The following is a 16,007-nucleotide window of genomic DNA, read 5'->3' as shown; positions in this document are numbered from 1 at the left end:
GAGACCGATACATGCTTAATCGCCGATATTTCCTGACACTCGGAACCGCAGTTTTCGCAGCGGTCGCACTGCCAAAAATCGCATTCGCGGAAGACGCCAAACCCGTTGAAGGTGGCAAACTGGTCTGGGGCGTTGAAACCCAGCCTGCAACGCTCAATCCACAACTCAATGGTCAGGACAAAACCAAACTTCTGCTGCGCAATGCTTATGAATCGCTGCTCGCACGCACCTCTGACGGCGGTTATGTATCCTGGCTTGCGAAAGTTCATAAGATTTCAGACGACGGTAAAACCTACACATTCACACTACGCGATGATGTGAAGTTTACGGACGGCGAAAAATTCAATGCGGAAGCGGTCGTAGCCAACATTACGGCGCTCAAAGACCCGGCCTATTCTGGCAGCACAAGCACCGGGCCAGTGTCACGCATTGCAGAAGTGAAAGCGCTTGACGAAAACACCGTCAGTTTCGCGCTCAAAGGCATTTACGCGCCATTTCTCGATTATATTGCCAGCCTGGAAATTCTCTCACCTGCTGCATTCAAGTCTGAAGAAATCAAATCCGGCGGACCTCAGATTTCAGGAACCGGTCCTTTCATTTTGAAGCGCTATACCAAAGGACAGGAACTCACCTTCGTCAAAAACCCGGATTACAATTGGGCACCAGCAAATGCCGCTCATCAGGGGCCAGCCTATCTGGATGAAGTGACCTACCGTTTCCTGGGCGAGTCCTCGGTCAGAACCGGCGCCCTTACGTCTGGTCAGGTTGATGTCATTGAAGGTGTCCCCGGCAATGATGCGGCCTTGTTCAAGGACAATCCTGATTTCACCTATCAGACGGCCTTGAATACCGGCACACCTTATTCGCTTTTCCTCAATGTCGAATGGGGGCCAACGCAGGAGCTGAATGTTCGCAAAGCGCTGGTTGCAGCCATTGATGTCGATGCCGTTCTCAAGTCTGTCTATCGCGGGGAGCGCACCCGCGCATGGGGCATCACCTCGCCTATTGATCCGCAGTTCTACGATAAAAGCATCGAAGGAAAGTACGGTGCCAATCCAGAGCTTGCCAACAAGCTTCTTGATGAAGCGGGCTGGACGGAACGCAATGCGGAAGGCTTCCGCACCAAGGATGGCAAGCCGCTGACCATCGAAGTTATTCAGGCACAGGCAACAGTGCGTGACCAGCGCGACGTTCTCTTGCAGGCTTTGCAGGCGCAGGCGCGCCAGAGTGCGGGGATTGATCTCAAGATCGTTTATGTGGATGCCGGAACCTACACAGATCGCCGAAAGACTGGCGAATTTGGCTCGATTGCCAATTCCAACACGCCAACCGACGCTATCGATATCGAGCTGCATTACCTGCCACTCGATAAGGGCGGTTACATAAATTACAGCCGCGCTTCAGCACCTGAATTAGCGCAATGGCTGAATGAAGCCTCCTCAACGCTCGATCAGACCAAGCGGTTTGAGCTTTATAGCAAGCTGCAAAACTTCGCCATTTTGGATCAGGCCTATGCCTTGCCGCTGTACGAGCCTGAAGATCAGGTTGCGGCTGCAAGCTATGTCAAAGGCATCAGCTTCCGCCCATTCAAGCAACTTCCTGAAAGCGCGCACAATATCTGGCGCAGTGAATAAACACGCCGCCCTGCGGACTTCGGCACAGAGGAGCTACAGATCATGGATGCTGAAAATACCACGACCATCGGTCGCGCACCCGCAAGCTGGTTGCCCCGGCGTTTCGGATTCCCGCGGAACAGCCTTACGGGACAAATCACCCTGCGCATAAGCTCAGGCGTGCTGGTTCTTTGGGCGGCAATCACTTTGAGCTTCATCAGCGTCCATCTGGCACCCGGCGACATCGTCAGCATTCTGATTGGAGAGCAGTTACGCACGCCAGAAGTCGAAGCTGCCATTCGCGCAGAATGGGGGCTGGATGATCCCATTTCCATGCAATACCTGTCCTATCTTGGACGTATTCTGCATGGCGACTTCGGCCGTTCCTATTATCTGCAGACAGATGTTTCTGAGCTACTCTATTCGCAAATGTGGCCGACGCTGAAGCTCGCGGGGGCAGCACTTTTTGTGGCAATCGTCTTTGCTGTGGGCAGCGCTGTTTTGACAGCCGGTAAAAAGCTGCCGCGTTCAATTGCTGCGGGCACAGAACTGGTGCTGATTTCAACGCCATCCTTCTGGCTTGGCATCGTTCTGCTCTTCGTCTTCTCCTTCACGCTCAAGCTGTTTCCGGTGTCGGGGGACAGGAATTTCGCAGCACTCGTTCTTCCAGCTCTATCGCTTGGTTTGTCTTTAGGTGCGGTGATCGGACAGGTTTTGCGCGAAGGTCTGGAACGCGCACTGGAAGAACCCTTTGCGCTCACAGTGCGCAGCTGGGGCACCAGCAATCTCGTGCTGCGTTTAAGACATGGTTTGCGCCACGCATCACTGCCAGCCGTGACACTGACCGGCTGGCTGATTGGTGGGCTTCTTTCAGGCGCTGTTATTACCGAAGCCGTGTTCGGACGTCCCGGTCTTGGCCGCATCACGGTTGATGCAGTGCTTTATCACGACCTGCCGGTGGTGTTGGCTGTCGCTATTTTCTCGGCGTTTATCTATGTGGTGATGAGCACTATCGTTGACGTGCTCTATCTGCTGATTGATCCGCGCCTGAGAACCGAAGGCCGGAGATAGATCATGAGTGTCACCCCCGCACTTGAAACACACTCGACGGCAAAACCGGCTGGCACAAGTTTACGTAATCTGGCCCGATTGGTCCTTTCGCGCCCGGCACTGGCACTACCATCACTCTTTCTAACGCTCATTGCCGTTGCAACGCTCTGGCCGGGTTTACTCACAACAGCCGATCCATTGCTGGCCGATCCGCTACAGGCACAATTGCCGCTTTCGGCAGAACATTGGTTTGGCACCGATCATTTGGGCCGCGACGTGTTTTCACGCGTGGTTCACGGTGCGCGCTATTCCGTTCTGATCGGCTTTAGCGCTGTGGCTATCGGAGCTACAGCTGGCTCCATTCTAGGGCTGCTGTCTGGACTATCGCGCGGCCTGATTGATGAAGCAATTTCCCGCTTTCTCGATGTGGTGTCTTCGTTTCCCGATCTGCTGCTGGCTCTTGTTTTCATCTCGTTCACAGGACCGGGCACCGTCAATCTGATCTTTGCACTTGGAGTTGCCATCATTCCACGTTTCGCCCGTGTCGTGCGCGCGCAGACCTTTATTATTGCGCAAAGCGGTTATGTCGAGCAGGCGAAAACATTTGGGCTGAAGCGTCATATCCTCGTGTTGCGGCACGTATTGCCCCACGCCATTGCGCAGGTACCAATCCTTGCAACCATCGGGCTTGGCACAGCAATCATCAGTGCTGCGGGCTTGAGCTTTCTTGGCATGGGACCGCAGCCGCCAGCTCCCGAATGGGGCGCGATGCTCTCAGAAGCGCGCAATTATCTGCGTGTCGCATGGTGGATTGGCGTCTGGCCCGGTCTGACCATCACACTCACCGTTATATCCATCAGCATTCTCGGACGCCGTTGGCAGCTTGCCTTTGAAGGCCGGAGGCCGTCATGACAACGCCCCTTGTTGAAATCCGCAATTTATCCATCAGCTTTCAACGCGATGACAAGTTGGTCAAAGTCGTTGAAGGCATCAATTTGACCATTCATCCCGGTGAGACGGTGGCGCTTGTTGGAGAGTCCGGTTCGGGCAAGTCAGTGACGGCGCGCGCACTGATCGGACTTTCAGGCCCAAGCGCAGTCGTCAAAGCTGAGCGCTTTGAGATTGACGGTCTCAATGTCCTTGACTACCGCGATAAAGAATGGCGCGGTTTGCGCGGCAACAAAATCGGCTTTGTCTTACAGGATGCGCTGGTTTCGCTCGATCCACTACGTCGTATCTCGCAACAGCTTTCCGATGCCTTCGGGACAACACGCTTTTTCCGAAGGCCGGATGTCACCGATCGCAGCAAGGCATTGCTGCGATCGGTAGGTATTCCCGACCCTGATCGCAGATTGCTGCAATATCCGCATCAGCTTTCCGGTGGTTTGCGGCAACGCGCACTGATTGCAACGGCAGTTGCGCGTTCGCCGTCACTGCTCATTGCCGACGAACCGACGACAGCGCTTGACGCGACGGTTCAGAAGCAGATCCTCGATCTTCTTGCGGAGCGTCGCCGGGCGGGACACACACTTCTGCTGATTAGCCATGATCTTGCTGTTGTCTCAAGGCTGGCCGATCGCGTTCTGGTCATGCACAATGGCCGCATCGTTGAGGAAGGCCCGACTAACCAGATCCTCAATGCACCGAAGGAAGCCTTCACGCGACATTTGCTCGAAGCCGTACCGTCCGTCGGGTCGCGCGGCTACCGGCTATCGCCAGCACAGCCGCACCAACCGCAAGTCAGGGTGGCCCTACCAGCAAAGCGCATCGATGAGAGCACCAATGTTCTGGAAGCCAAAGGGCTTTTCAAACATTATGGCAAAGCCAACACCCCTTTGGCCGTCAATGATGTCTCGTTCTCTCTGAAAGCTGGCGAAGCGCTCGGAATTGTTGGGGAATCCGGCTCTGGCAAAACCACCGTCGCAAAGATCGTTCTGGGCCTCACAGAACCCGATCAGGGTACGGTGCATATTGATGGCAGGCTCTGGAGCAATCTGCGTGAGGAGCAACGCCGCGCACAGCGTGCGCATATGCAACTGATTGCACAGGATGCGCTCAGTTCGTTCGATCCGCGTTACACGGTTGAAAAGATCGTCGGTGAAAGCCTTGATTCCGTTCATATCTATGGTGATGAACGCCGCAAGCGCGTGGTGGAAGTGCTGGATGCAGTGCGCCTCGGCGCGCAGTTTCTCAAGCGCTATCCCCGCGAATTATCTGGCGGTCAGCGCCAGCGTGTCGCCATTGCTCGTGCGTTTGCACCGCGTCCGAAACTTCTGGTGGCCGACGAACCTGTAAGCGCGCTTGATGTATCGGTACAAGCTCAGGTGCTCGACCTTCTGGCCGAGCTGCAAGCAGCTTCAGGCACATCGCTTTTGTTCATTTCCCACGACCTTGGTGTCGTCCATCATCTGACAGACCGCGTTCTGGTGATGAAGGACGGTCGCATCGTTGAAAGCGGCGCTGTTGAACGCGTCTTTTCCCAACCACAGCACAATTACACACGCGCCCTGCTGGATGCAGTTCCAACGATAAGCGCCGCTTAATTTACAAGGACATTACCATGACCAGAACACGCGCACGCCGCTTGAAAACCCTGTTCGGTGCCAGCAACGTTGTTTCAGCAAGCAATGATCAGGACAAGACCTTTGGGTTCAAACGCGCAATAGAGCTGGCAAAGAAGGCTGAAGCCGAAAAGATCACCGGTCTTTTTACTGCCGACCTTCTGCAACTTGATCCGGCAGGTCTTGCAGGCACCACTGGCACGCAAGACCCGGTTATCGCGCTTGCAGCGCTGGCACATGCCACATCGGATATCGGATTGATTGCGACCGTCTCAACGACATTTCTGCATCCTTACAATCTCGCACGCCAGATCGGAACGCTGGAACATTTGAGCGGTGGCAGAACGGGCTGGAATGCCGTGACCTCTTCGGTCGGCGAAGAGAATTTCGGCGGCGATCTGCCAAGTCCGGAAGAGCGCTATGAACGGGCTGCGGAATTCATCGAGATCGTGAACGCGCTCTATGATGCAAATGAGCGTGATGCAATCACGCGAAAAGCGTCGGGTAATATCTCTGTCCACCCGGAAAAATTTCACCCCATCAACTATCGGGGCAAGCATTTCAGCGTCGAAGGACCACTGAATGTGCCACCGCTGCCGCAGGGTCGTCCGGTTCAGTTTCAGGCGGGGCAGTCCGATGCGGGCATCACCGTTGGCGCCCGCTATGCTGAAGTCGTCTATACGTCACAGCCAAAGCTCGAAGATGCTGTGGCCTTTGCCTCCGAGCTGCGCAGCAGAGCTGCACAGTTTGGCCGTGGCAACAATCTGCCCTTCATCATGAACTCGCTTCATTCACTGATTGGCTCATCGGAAGCCGATGTTGCTCGCCGTCTGAAAGACAAGCATGAAGCAATCGATTATGATCAGGGACGTGTCAAACTTGCAGATATGCTCGGCGGCCATATTGATCTGAGCGACCTGCCACTTGATAGGCCGCTACCAGAAAACCTGCTGCCGGAAATCACGAGCATTAACCGCCGCCGGGGCCGTGTTGAAGTCTTCCGCCGCTATGCGCGTGAAGGTCTGACCCTGCGTCAGTTGATTATTGAGGCACAGGAAACCGGTCACTGGTCGATTGCGGGTACGCCGGAGCAACTTGTTGATGCGATTGAAGAACGCTTCAATACGGGTGCTGTTGACGTTCTTTCGCTGCACGGCATTGGTAATCCCGATCAGGAAGATTTACTTTTAAATGGCCTGATCCCTGAGCTTCGCCGCCGCTCGCTGATTGATACGGATTACATCGGTTCTAACTTCCGCGCCAATCTGGAACTGCCAGCCTTATCCGTTGCGACACCATCTCAAGCCCGGAGCGCCTGAAATGGCAAAGCGTGAGGGTTTTCTGCGTTTTGGCTTGTTCGTCTATCCGGTCGGCCACCATATTGCGGCATGGCGGCACCCGGATGCTGTTGCTAATGCTGGCATCAATTTCGACTATTACCGCAACGTTGCCGCGCTGGCAGAAGCAGCCAAATTCGATCTGCTGTTTCTTGCCGATGGTGCAGGCACGCGCGGCGACAACCTCGAAATTCTAAGCCGCACAGCGCATAGCTATGTAGCACAGTTTGAGCCGCTCACGCTTTTGTCCGCGCTCTCGGCTGTCACCAGCCATATCGGTCTTGTTGCAACAGCCTCATCGAGCTTCAATGAGCCTTTCCACATCGCACGAAAATTTGCCTCACTTGACCATTTAAGCGGTGGTCGCGCAGGCTATAACCTTGTGACTTCGGCCAGCGACTTTGAGGCGCGCAATTTCAATCTCGACCGTCATTATGAACATGCCGACCGTTATGAACGGGCGGAGGAATTTGCCGATGTTGTCACGGGGCTATGGAACAGCTGGGAAGATGATGCCTTTCTTTATGACAAGGAAGATGCACGGTTTTTCGACCCTAACAAGCGGCATGTGCTTGATCACAAAGGCAAGCACTTCTCAGTTCAGGGACCATTGAATGTGCCGCGTTCGCCGCAAGGGCATCCGGTGACGGTGCAGGCCGGCTCATCGGCAGCAGGAAAGGAACTGGCAGCAAAAAGTGCGGATGTTGTTTTCACGGCACAGCAGACTGTTGAGGAAGCTTCGGACTTCTACAAGGATGTCAAAAAGCGTGCAACACACTACGGGCGTGATGCCGACGATATCAAAATCATGCCGGGCATTTTTCCGGTTGTCGGTCGCACTCGGCAGGAGGCTCAGGATAAGTTCGATCAGCTCCAGAACCTCATTCACCCGTCTGTGGGGCTCAATATTCTGTCTTCAGGCTGGTCTGGCCCCGACCTTTCGCAGTTTGATCTCGACGGTCCCGTACCTGAGTTGCCGGAAACTCAAGGCAGCAAAAGCAGACAGGAGCTTCTGTTTGAATTGGCGCGGCGCGAAAATCTGACCATTCGCGAACTTTATCTACGGGTTGCGGGCGCGCGTGGTCATCTGCAAATCGTCGGCACTGCCAAGGATGTTGCTGACGCGCTTGAAGAGCGTTTTGAAACTTATGGCGCGGATGGCTTCAATGTGATGCCGCCGATCTTCCCGGCAGGTCTGGAAGACTTTGGCGAGCTGGTTCTGCCGGAGCTTCGTCGCCGCGGGCTTGCCCGCAGCGATTATGATGGTCTAACATTGCGGGACAATCTCGGTTTGAAAACACCGATCCATCCCGCAAACGCTGATTATAAAAAGCAATTCAACACTTTAAAAACAGGCTAGTTTTAAAACCGTTCAGCCAGCCCTATTACATAAGATGGCCGACTTCTGGCATTGCAATGATGCCAAGCGACAGAGCGGTTGCAACTGCTGACGTACGATTTGAGCAATTGAGCTTGATTTTGGCGTTCTGCAAATAGGTTACAACTGTCCAACGCGCGATGCTCAAAATCTCTGCAATCTCACCGTCGGTCTTGCCGTTCGCCGCCCAGCGAAGACAATCGATTTCGCGTGGTGTCAGCAAAGATGCCACCGCACCAGCTTCTTTATGACCACACAGTGCATTCTGGATAATTCCTGAAATACTAAGCAGACGTGGACGTAACTTTGAAACAAACTGCTCACGGTCTTGGCTTTCGTCAAGGTCGAAACCAAACAGCGTGCATCCAACACCACCTTTAGAATTTCTGGCGGACACAGCGATCAGCATATTGCCCATTCCGTGTTTTTCCGCGTCTTGCAACATCTCCGCCACTGCCGGACAAACATCCGCATCTTCTTTAAGATCGCGCACGACACCACTGACGTCACTTCGAAAATATGGTGCGTCCTCCTGAAAAATTGGATCGATAACAAAGTAGTTTTTGGCGGAATATCGTGCAACCCAACTTGGTGGTATCGTCATCACGACCGTCAGATCATCAGAGTTGGGTTTGAAGCAATCGCCCATCCGTCCACGATAGGTATGAACGATATGACGACAGCCAATTTCATCACGAATGCGTGTCAATAAGGTCAGCGTATCGCTTTGGAATGAATTGCCAAAAAAGGTCTTTTTAAAATTTGGAAAGTGAATCAAATCGAGAGTCATTGGGTAAAATCCTTGGTAGCAAAGCTGGGAGAACTTTTCTAACTGGGCTCAAAAAAGCAGCGAAGAATCGACTCCATCAGATACTTAATCTTTTTTCAGTCACATAAAAAATGGGCCGTCATGCAACCCGCAATTAATAGATAGCGTCGTCTTACTCACAAGAACGACGCGAAAATGTGGCTCGTATATAGAAAAAATAAGTTGGGAGTCAAATTTGGCGCATCCCCCCACAAAAGAAGGCATATCTGTTCCATTATGGAACGTTTTTGGGAGTTTTGCCGTAAGCTTTGAAAAAGAAATCGAGTGCGGCTTCAACAGTTCGCCTGATCGTCTGTTCTGACGGTTCGTCTTCAATTACGCCAAAAAGGCGCGGACGATACAAGCCAGACAAGAAAAGGTCTGTTAACTGATAGGACATTTGCAAAGGGTCAAACGGATCAAGCTTTCCCTCGTCAATCATACGCGACAGAAAATCAGCCATGATAAGATGGCTGCGCTTGGGACCGCGTTCATAAAAACGTGCCGATAACTCCGGCTTGCGTTCACTGACGCCCAGAATAATGCGCTGCGCACGAATGGCGGTCGAAGACGTAATGAGCGTTGCGAGCGTAACACCAAACTCTGCCAATTCTTCGCGATTGGAAAAGCCCTTGTCGATCTTATCGATCATCTGGCTAAAAGTCGTCTGGCGATAATGCTCGCAAAGTGCGACGAATAAATCTTCCTTACTATTAAAATAGACGTAAATCGTGCCTTTTGACACACCAGCTTCGCGTGTGATGTCGTTCATGCTCGCTGCATCAAAACCCATCCGCAAAAAGACGCTTTGCGCGCCTTCCAGTATTTGCTGACGCTTTGCAGGGTCCTGCCCCGCCCCGAGACGTGTGCGCCCGCAGTCCGCATCGGAACAACCGTCATTATGGACGGGTGTGCTTTTGCTAACCATCGATGCGTTCTCTTCTAGGCGGTGATCACAATTCATTGTACAAAACTCATAATTTTCCCGAACCAATCGGTTCGATGAGACTTGATATGGGTAAGTTATTGCTCTAAGTCAACATCGAACCAAGCGGTTCGTTGAAGCGGTTATACAGAAAGTTTGTCTCATGTCCGCCCCCAAGTCTGTTGATACAGCTGATATTCGACCATTTCCGACGTCAGTGCCGCAGGGTGAACAATCCCGCGTGAATGCCGAGCCGTTGGGCGAACGTCCCGCTCCGCAGGCGACACCGGAAACATCTGCGCCCAGCGCTTCTTCCGCACCGGCAAAAGGCGGCAAGAAAAAAGGCTTCGGCAAACGTGTTGTTCTGCCGGTAGTTCTGATTGCTGCGGTGGCAGGCGGACTTTGGTATGGTTACGACTGGTGGACCGTTGGCCGCTTCATGGTTTCAACGGACGACGCGTATGTACAGGGTGATATTGCGTCCATTGCGCCGAAAGTGACGGGCTATATCGAGAATATACCGGTCGTCGCCAATCAGCACGTTAAAGCTGGCGATGTGATTTTCCAGCTTGATGCCGGTGATTATCAGATCGCGCTTGATGACGCGGAAGCCAAACTCAATACACAAAAGCAGACACTGGCACGCATCCAGGCGCAGATTGATGCGGCAAAGGCGAGTTTACAGCAAGCGCAGGCAGACGAACAGGCCTCGCAGGCTGTGCTTAAAAATGCTGAAAGCACAATGGTGCGCATTCAAAAGCTGCACGACACGCGGTTTTCCGCACAGTCCGAACTGGATAATGCGCAGTCGTCGCTTGATCAGGCCAAGGCCAAGCTTGCGGGATCAAATGCCCAGATCGCGTCGGCCAATGCCAATATCGACGTGCTGAATGCGCAGTATAAGGAAGCAGAAAGCACCATGCGCTCGCTGGAGCTTGCACGCGATAAGGCTGCCCGCGATCTCAACTTCACCATATTGCGCGCACCCTTTGATGGCGTCGTCGGCAATCTGTCCGGCAAGAAAGGCGATCTTGTTTCGGCGGGTCAGAAAATTGCGGCACTCGTTCCTGTGAATGCGCTTTATATCGATGCCAACTTCAAGGAAACGCAGCTCGGCCATATCAAAACCGGCGAAACAGCGCGTATCTATGTTGATGCAATTGACGGTCCCTATATTGAAGGCAAGGTTGCATCGGTAGCACCCGCATCTGGCGCGGTGTTCTCGCTATTGCCACCCGAAAACGCGACCGGCAACTTCACCAAGATCGTTCAGCGCGTTCCAGTTCGGATTACAATTCCACAGGAAGCGCTTGATTCCGGCAAAATCCGTGCGGGCCTGAGCGTAACTGTCGAAGTCGACACACGAACAGCACCAGAAAACTAAGCCGTCAACGCCTGTTCAAAGAATAGTTTCGTGGTGCTTTTAATAATGCACCACCTCTTTTTCCTTTTTGGAGTGCGCCTTCATGGCTGCAGACACCACGATGGGGCCGATGGCTCCCGCAGATGATCGTATCGATCCCAAGAAGGCGATTGCCTTTCTTGCGATGGTGTTCGGCATGTTCATGGCCATTCTGGATATTCAGATTGTATCTGCATCTCTGTCTGAAATTCAGGCAGGCCTCAGCGCCAGTTCCGATGAAATATCATGGGTGCAGACCTCTTATCTGATTGCTGAAGTCATCATGATTCCGCTTTCAGGTTTTCTGGGCCGACTTGTCTCGACGCGCGTGTTGTTCACTGTTTCAGCCGCAGGCTTCACGCTTGCCTCCATGCTCTGCGCGACTGCGACCAACATCGATCAGATGATCGTCTATCGTGCTATTCAGGGCTTTATCGGCGGTGGCATGATCCCCAGCGTGTTTGCAGCCGCCTTTACGATCTTTCCGCCGTCCAAACGGTCCATCGTGTCACCGATGATCGGCCTCGTTGCAACGCTTGCGCCCACAATCGGACCGACGGTCGGCGGTTATCTCAGTCATGCCTTTTCATGGCACTGGCTGTTTCTGGTCAATGTCGGCCCCGGCATTCTGGTGACAATCGCAGCATGGAACCTCATCGATTTTGACGAAGGCGACAGCTCGCTTTTGAGCAAGTTCGACTGGTGGGGCCTTGCTGGCATGGCCGCATTCCTTGGTTCAATGGAATATGTGCTCGAAGAAGGACCACGCAACGACTGGCTACAGGATGAAGCAATCTTCATCTTGACCGGCGTCATGACCATTGGCGGCATCGTTTTCTTTTATCGCGCATTTACCAGCGAAGAACCCATCGTTGATTTACGCGCCTTCAAGAATGTCAACTTTGCCTTTGGGTCGTTGTTCTCCTTCGTGATGGGCGTTGGTCTTTATGGCCTCACCTATCTCTATCCACTCTATCTTAGTCAGATCCGCGGCTACGACGCTCTGATGATCGGCGAAGCGCTGTTTGTCAGCGGCCTTGCCATGTTCTTCACCGCGCCCCTCGCCGGTTTCCTGTCAAACCGGATGGACCCGCGCCTGATGATGATGATCGGCTTCTTAGGCTTCGCGGCGGGAACCTGGATGGTCACTGGACTGACAGCGGATTGGGATTTTTACGAACTGCTGATCCCACAGATTTTGCGCGGCTGCTCACTGATGCTGTGTATGGTTCCAATCAACAATCTGGCGCTTGGAACCCTGCCCCCTTCGCTGATGAAAAATGCCTCTGGCCTTTTCAATCTCACGCGTAACCTTGGTGGCGCAGTCGGCCTGGCGGTCATCAACACCATCCTGATGCGCCGTAGTGATTTGCATTACGAACGGTTGGCGGAGCATGTTCGCTGGGGCAATGCCGAAGCCGAACAGATGCTGGCAAATCTCACGGCAAAATATAATTCAGCCGGACTTGATGGCCCAACCATTGCAATCTCCAAACTGTCAGGCATGGTGCGCCAGCAGGCCACTCTCATGTCATTCATCGACGTGTTCTTCATCCTGACGGTTATGTTCTGTTCGCTGGCGGTTTGCGCAATCATGCTCAGAAAGCCGAAACAAGGCGCGGGCGGCGGTGGTGGAGGTCACTGACCTCAACTCACACCAAAAGCCGTTTTCATACGAAACCGACTTCGCTTCGCAAAGTTTCATAGATTTTCGTTTGAAGTTGCTCTGCACGCGCCATGCCGCGCGCAGGCAAACTCCTGTCGTTTTGGGAAAAGCGTCTTTTCAAATTGTGACAATGACGAAACCTTTGTCATATTTATTGTCATAAAAATGCAGATCATCCGTTAGGGTCAATTGCTAAGTCTCTGAAAACGTGTTTCACTTTCCACCGTTGATAATTTGTGACAATTCGCAAACTGTCATCCAACCGTCATCCAGGACGGCTATCGGGAGTGCGCGAACACTGGAATCGACCGGGAGCGTTCGTCCGACTTAACAGGGGAGTTTAACATGCTTGCATTTACTGCGCGTCTGCTGTCGCTTTCGACGGCAATCGCCGTCGGTGGGGTTTCGATCGCTGCCGCTGAACCATCAGCCGAACTCATCGCCGCCGCGAAAGCTGAAGGCGAACTGACCACAATCGCTCTGCCACACGACTGGTGCGGCTATGGCGACATCATCAAGAGCTTCAAAGACAAGTATGGTCTCAAGGTTAACGAACTGAACCCTGATGCTGGTTCGGGCGACGAAATCGAGGCCATCAAGGCAAACAAAGATAACAAGGGCCCACAGGCTCCTGACGTCATCGACGTTGGCTTCGCTTTCGGCACGACTGCAAAGAAAGACGGCCTGATCCAGCCTTACAAGGTTGCAACCTGGGACGAAATTCCAGACAGCGCCAAAGACCCTGAAGGTTACTGGTATGGCGACTATTACGGCGTTCTTGGTTTCGAAGTAAACAAAGACATCGTCAAGGACATCCCACAGGATTGGGAAGACCTACTCAAGAGCGATTACGCAAACTCGGTTGCTCTCGCTGGTGACCCACGCGTTTCCGCACAGGCCATCCTCGGCGTTCATGCTGCTGGTATCGCACGCGGTGCAGAACCCGGCGCAGAAGCTGGCAAGAAGGGTCTTGAATTCTTCAAGGAACTCAATGCGGCTGGCAACTTCGTTCCGGTGATCGGCAAGGCTGCTTCGCTCGCACAGGGTTCCACCCCAATCGTCATTCGCTGGGATTACAACTCACTCGCAGACCGTGACACGCTTAAGGGCAATCCGGAAATCGAAACCGTGATTCCGAAAACCGGCGTTGTTGCAGGCGTTTATGTTCAGGCAATCAGCGCTTATGCACCGCATCCAAACGCTGCAAAGCTGTGGATGGAACATATTTATTCGGATGATGGTCAGCTCGGCTATCTGAAGGGCTATTGTCACCCAATTCGCTTCAACGCAATGGCTAAGGCTGGCAAAATCCCACAGGAACTGCTCGACAAGCTGCCGCCAGCAGAAGCCTATGAAAAGGCTATCTTCCCAACTCTTGAACAGATTGAAACCGCTCAGGAAGAAATCACCAAGAACTGGGACAGCGTTGTTGGCGCAAACGTCCAGTAAGCGCACTTAATCGACCCTGTTCATGATCTGTGACGACCAGCAATGGTCGTCACAGTCTTTGCTTTCACGCGATTAATCCGGAAAGCGGGTGGTCTTTTTGGGATTCAGCTTTTAAGAAAGAACATATGAGTTCAACAGCCGATACAGACGCACCATTCCAACGGGTGCGAAAGCGTCAATTGCCGCTGTCGTGGCTTGGCGTTGCTCCGTTCTTCCTCTTTGCCATTCTGTTCCTTCTCTGGCCCACGATGTATCTCATCGTCGGTGCATTTCAGGATCCAGACGGCAATTTCACCCTGAAAAACGTTCAGGATCTTTTCCAGCCGCAAATTCTGAGCGCCTACTGGATTTCGATCAAAGTGAGCCTCGCATCGGCGCTCGGTGGCGCATTGATCGGCTTCTTTCTGGCCTGGGCCGTGGTGCTTGGCAATCTGCCACGCTGGCTGCGCCCGACAGTTCTGACTTTTTCTGGCGTTGCATCGAATTTCGCTGGCGTTCCGCTGGCCTTCGCGTTTCTCGCGACCCTTGGCCGGACTGGCTTTGTAACAATCCTGTTGCGAGAGTGGTTTGGTTTCAATCTCTACTCAACCGGCTTTAACCTGTTGAGCTTCTTCGGCCTGACCATCACCTATCTGTTCTTCCAGATCCCGCTGATGGTGCTCATTCTGACCCCTGCTCTCGATGGCCTTAAAAAAGAATGGCGAGAAGCTTCCTCGATTCTCGGCGCGACCAATCTTCAATATTGGCGCATGGTTGCTTTCCCAATTCTCTGGCCAAGCCTGCTCGGCACAACGCTGCTTTTATTCGCGAATGCCTTTGGTGCGATTGCAACTGCTTATGCGCTGACGGGTTCGTCGCTCAATATTGTTCCGATCCTGCTCTATGCCCAGATCAGAGGTGACGTGCTGCACAACCAGAATCTTGGCTATGCACTGGCACTCGGCATGATCGTGATTACCGGCATTTCCAACCTTATCTACATCTGGCTGCGCATGCGTGCCGAAAGGTGGCAGCGATGAAAAAAGGCTTCAACGCCCAGAAAATCGGTGCATGGATCGCCTTTTTCATTGGCGCGATCTACTTTCTGGTTCCACTCATTGGCACGTTTGAATTTTCTCTGCGTATGCGTCGTGGTGAATATTCTTTCGATGCCTATCGGGTGGTTTTCAGTGATCCGAACTTTCAGGCAACCTTCAGCTATTCGATCGTTCTGGGCATTCTGACGATTATCTTCGGGGTGCTGCTGGTTGTGCCGACTGCCTATTGGGTGCGTTTGCGCCTGCCGCATCTGCGCCCATTGATCGAGTTTATCACCTTGATGCCGCTGGTTATTCCGGCCATCGTCATCGTGTTCGGCTATTTGCGCATCTATAATTCGTCGTCATGGCTGCCATTCACCTCATCGACGCGGGCCACCGACCTGCTGCTGATGTTCGGCTATATGACACTCTCGCTGCCTTATATGTATCGCGCCGTCGATACGGCGATGCGCACGATTGATGTTCGCACTTTGACCGAAGCAGCCCAGAGCCTTGGCGCTGGCTGGGGACGGATCATGTTCAAGGTTATCTTCCCGAATGTGATTTCTGGTGTCATGAGCGGAGCTTTCATCACTTTTGCCATCGTGATTGGCGAGTTTACGCTGGCTTCGCTGCTCAATCGTCCGGCCTTTGGTCCTTATCTCCAGCTCGTTGGCGCCAACCGCGCTTATGAACCATCGGCGCTGGCGATTATCTCGTTCGGCATTACGTGGCTTAGCATCATCATGTTGCAGCTCGTTTCACGCCTCAATAAATTCAAGACGAACGCCGGGTAATA

General features: G+C 53.1%; 13 protein-coding genes. 11 read left to right on the top strand and 2 right to left on the bottom strand.

Annotated features, from left to right (window positions below; all coding sequences use genetic code 11):
• The first annotated feature begins 11 nt into the window (after window positions 1–11).
• Genes U2P60_RS04540 through U2P60_RS04515 form a run of 6 tightly spaced genes read left to right on the top strand, consistent with a single transcriptional unit; the run spans window position 12 to window position 7,921 of the window.
• Window positions 12–1,634 carry an ABC transporter substrate-binding protein gene (locus U2P60_RS04540; protein WP_413571519.1) on the top strand — a complete coding sequence of 541 codons (1,623 nt, stop codon included), beginning with the start codon at window positions 12–14 and terminating at the stop codon, window positions 1,632–1,634.
• 42 nt (window positions 1,635–1,676) lie between these two features.
• A complete protein-coding gene (locus U2P60_RS04535; protein ID WP_413571518.1) occupies window positions 1,677–2,684 on the top strand; it encodes an ABC transporter permease in 1,008 nt (335 codons plus the stop codon).
• Between the two features lie 3 nt (window positions 2,685–2,687).
• Window positions 2,688–3,575, top strand: a complete 888-nt coding sequence (locus tag U2P60_RS04530; protein ID WP_413571517.1) for an ABC transporter permease — start codon at window positions 2,688–2,690, stop codon at window positions 3,573–3,575.
• The gene (locus tag U2P60_RS04525; RefSeq protein ID WP_413571515.1) at window positions 3,572–5,206 is read left to right on the top strand and encodes a dipeptide ABC transporter ATP-binding protein; all 1,635 of its coding nucleotides are present in this window, start codon (window positions 3,572–3,574) and stop codon (window positions 5,204–5,206) included. Before U2P60_RS04530 ends, U2P60_RS04525 begins: the two co-directional genes overlap by 4 nt.
• Window positions 5,207–5,223: 17 nt before the next feature.
• On the top strand, window positions 5,224–6,543 hold the full coding sequence (locus U2P60_RS04520; protein ID WP_413571514.1) for an NtaA/DmoA family FMN-dependent monooxygenase: 1,320 nt from the start codon (window positions 5,224–5,226) through the stop codon (window positions 6,541–6,543).
• Between the two features lies 1 nt (window position 6,544).
• Complete coding sequence (locus U2P60_RS04515) at window positions 6,545–7,921, top strand: LLM class flavin-dependent oxidoreductase (RefSeq protein ID WP_413571513.1); 1,377 nt, start codon at window positions 6,545–6,547, stop codon at window positions 7,919–7,921.
• Between the two features lie 25 nt (window positions 7,922–7,946).
• Here the strand turns inward: U2P60_RS04515 and U2P60_RS04510 are convergent, their stop codons facing one another.
• Both U2P60_RS04510 and U2P60_RS04505 read right to left on the bottom strand, forming a co-directional pair.
• Window positions 7,947–8,729 (bottom strand): LuxR family transcriptional regulator, encoded by a 783-nt coding sequence (locus U2P60_RS04510; protein ID WP_313829389.1) that lies wholly within the window; start codon window positions 8,727–8,729, stop codon window positions 7,947–7,949.
• A gap of 253 nt (window positions 8,730–8,982) precedes the next feature.
• A complete protein-coding gene (locus U2P60_RS04505; protein ID WP_313829388.1) occupies window positions 8,983–9,675 on the bottom strand; it encodes a TetR/AcrR family transcriptional regulator in 693 nt (230 codons plus the stop codon).
• A gap of 160 nt (window positions 9,676–9,835) precedes the next feature.
• Between U2P60_RS04505 and U2P60_RS04500 the strand changes: the two genes are divergently transcribed.
• The 5 genes from U2P60_RS04500 (at window position 9,836) to U2P60_RS04480 (ending at window position 16,005) form a co-directional block, all read left to right on the top strand.
• Complete coding sequence (locus U2P60_RS04500) at window positions 9,836–11,056, top strand: HlyD family secretion protein (protein WP_413571512.1); 1,221 nt, start codon at window positions 9,836–9,838, stop codon at window positions 11,054–11,056.
• A gap of 82 nt (window positions 11,057–11,138) precedes the next feature.
• Entirely contained in the window at window positions 11,139–12,719 is a 1,581-nt protein-coding gene (locus U2P60_RS04495; protein WP_413571511.1) for a DHA2 family efflux MFS transporter permease subunit, read from the top strand.
• A 366-nt stretch (window positions 12,720–13,085) separates the two neighbouring features.
• Window positions 13,086–14,189, top strand: a complete 1,104-nt coding sequence (locus U2P60_RS04490) for an ABC transporter substrate-binding protein (protein WP_313829385.1) — start codon at window positions 13,086–13,088, stop codon at window positions 14,187–14,189.
• Between the two features lie 125 nt (window positions 14,190–14,314).
• Window positions 14,315–15,208 carry an ABC transporter permease subunit gene (locus U2P60_RS04485; RefSeq protein WP_313829384.1) on the top strand — a complete coding sequence of 298 codons (894 nt, stop codon included), beginning with the start codon at window positions 14,315–14,317 and terminating at the stop codon, window positions 15,206–15,208.
• Window positions 15,205–16,005 (top strand): ABC transporter permease, encoded by an 801-nt coding sequence (locus U2P60_RS04480; protein ID WP_313829383.1) that lies wholly within the window; start codon window positions 15,205–15,207, stop codon window positions 16,003–16,005. The genes U2P60_RS04485 and U2P60_RS04480 overlap by 4 nt, the downstream gene beginning before the upstream one ends.
• The last annotated feature ends 2 nt before the right edge of the window (window positions 16,006–16,007 follow it).

This window comes from Brucella sp. H1_1004 (genome assembly GCF_047308065.1).
GTDB classification, from domain to species: domain Bacteria; phylum Pseudomonadota; class Alphaproteobacteria; order Rhizobiales; family Rhizobiaceae; genus Brucella; species Brucella pseudogrignonensis_B.
Note: the sequence above shows the minus strand (reverse complement) of the source record. Positions and strands in the feature narration are given on the sequence as shown.

What these genes read in the sequence shown, in the direction of transcription:
- U2P60_RS04535 (WP_413571518.1), top strand. Translation starts at nt 1,677, where the DNA reads ATGGATGCTGAAAATACCACGACCATCGGTCGCGCACCCGCAAGCTGG.
- U2P60_RS04490 (WP_313829385.1), top strand. Translation starts at nt 13,086, where the DNA reads ATGCTTGCATTTACTGCGCGTCTGCTGTCGCTTTCGACGGCAATCGCC.
- U2P60_RS04520 (WP_413571514.1), top strand. Translation starts at nt 5,224, where the DNA reads ATGACCAGAACACGCGCACGCCGCTTGAAAACCCTGTTCGGTGCCAGC.
- U2P60_RS04530 (WP_413571517.1), top strand. Translation starts at nt 2,688, where the DNA reads ATGAGTGTCACCCCCGCACTTGAAACACACTCGACGGCAAAACCGGCT.
- U2P60_RS04505 (WP_313829388.1), bottom strand. Translation starts at nt 9,675, where the DNA reads ATGGTTAGCAAAAGCACACCCGTCCATAATGACGGTTGTTCCGATGCG.
- U2P60_RS04480 (WP_313829383.1), top strand. Translation starts at nt 15,205, where the DNA reads ATGAAAAAAGGCTTCAACGCCCAGAAAATCGGTGCATGGATCGCCTTT.
- U2P60_RS04540 (WP_413571519.1), top strand. Translation starts at nt 12, where the DNA reads ATGCTTAATCGCCGATATTTCCTGACACTCGGAACCGCAGTTTTCGCA.
- U2P60_RS04510 (WP_313829389.1), bottom strand. Translation starts at nt 8,729, where the DNA reads ATGACTCTCGATTTGATTCACTTTCCAAATTTTAAAAAGACCTTTTTT.
- U2P60_RS04525 (WP_413571515.1), top strand. Translation starts at nt 3,572, where the DNA reads ATGACAACGCCCCTTGTTGAAATCCGCAATTTATCCATCAGCTTTCAA.
- U2P60_RS04500 (WP_413571512.1), top strand. Translation starts at nt 9,836, where the DNA reads ATGTCCGCCCCCAAGTCTGTTGATACAGCTGATATTCGACCATTTCCG.
- U2P60_RS04495 (WP_413571511.1), top strand. Translation starts at nt 11,139, where the DNA reads ATGGCTGCAGACACCACGATGGGGCCGATGGCTCCCGCAGATGATCGT.
- U2P60_RS04515 (WP_413571513.1), top strand. Translation starts at nt 6,545, where the DNA reads ATGGCAAAGCGTGAGGGTTTTCTGCGTTTTGGCTTGTTCGTCTATCCG.
- U2P60_RS04485 (WP_313829384.1), top strand. Translation starts at nt 14,315, where the DNA reads ATGAGTTCAACAGCCGATACAGACGCACCATTCCAACGGGTGCGAAAG.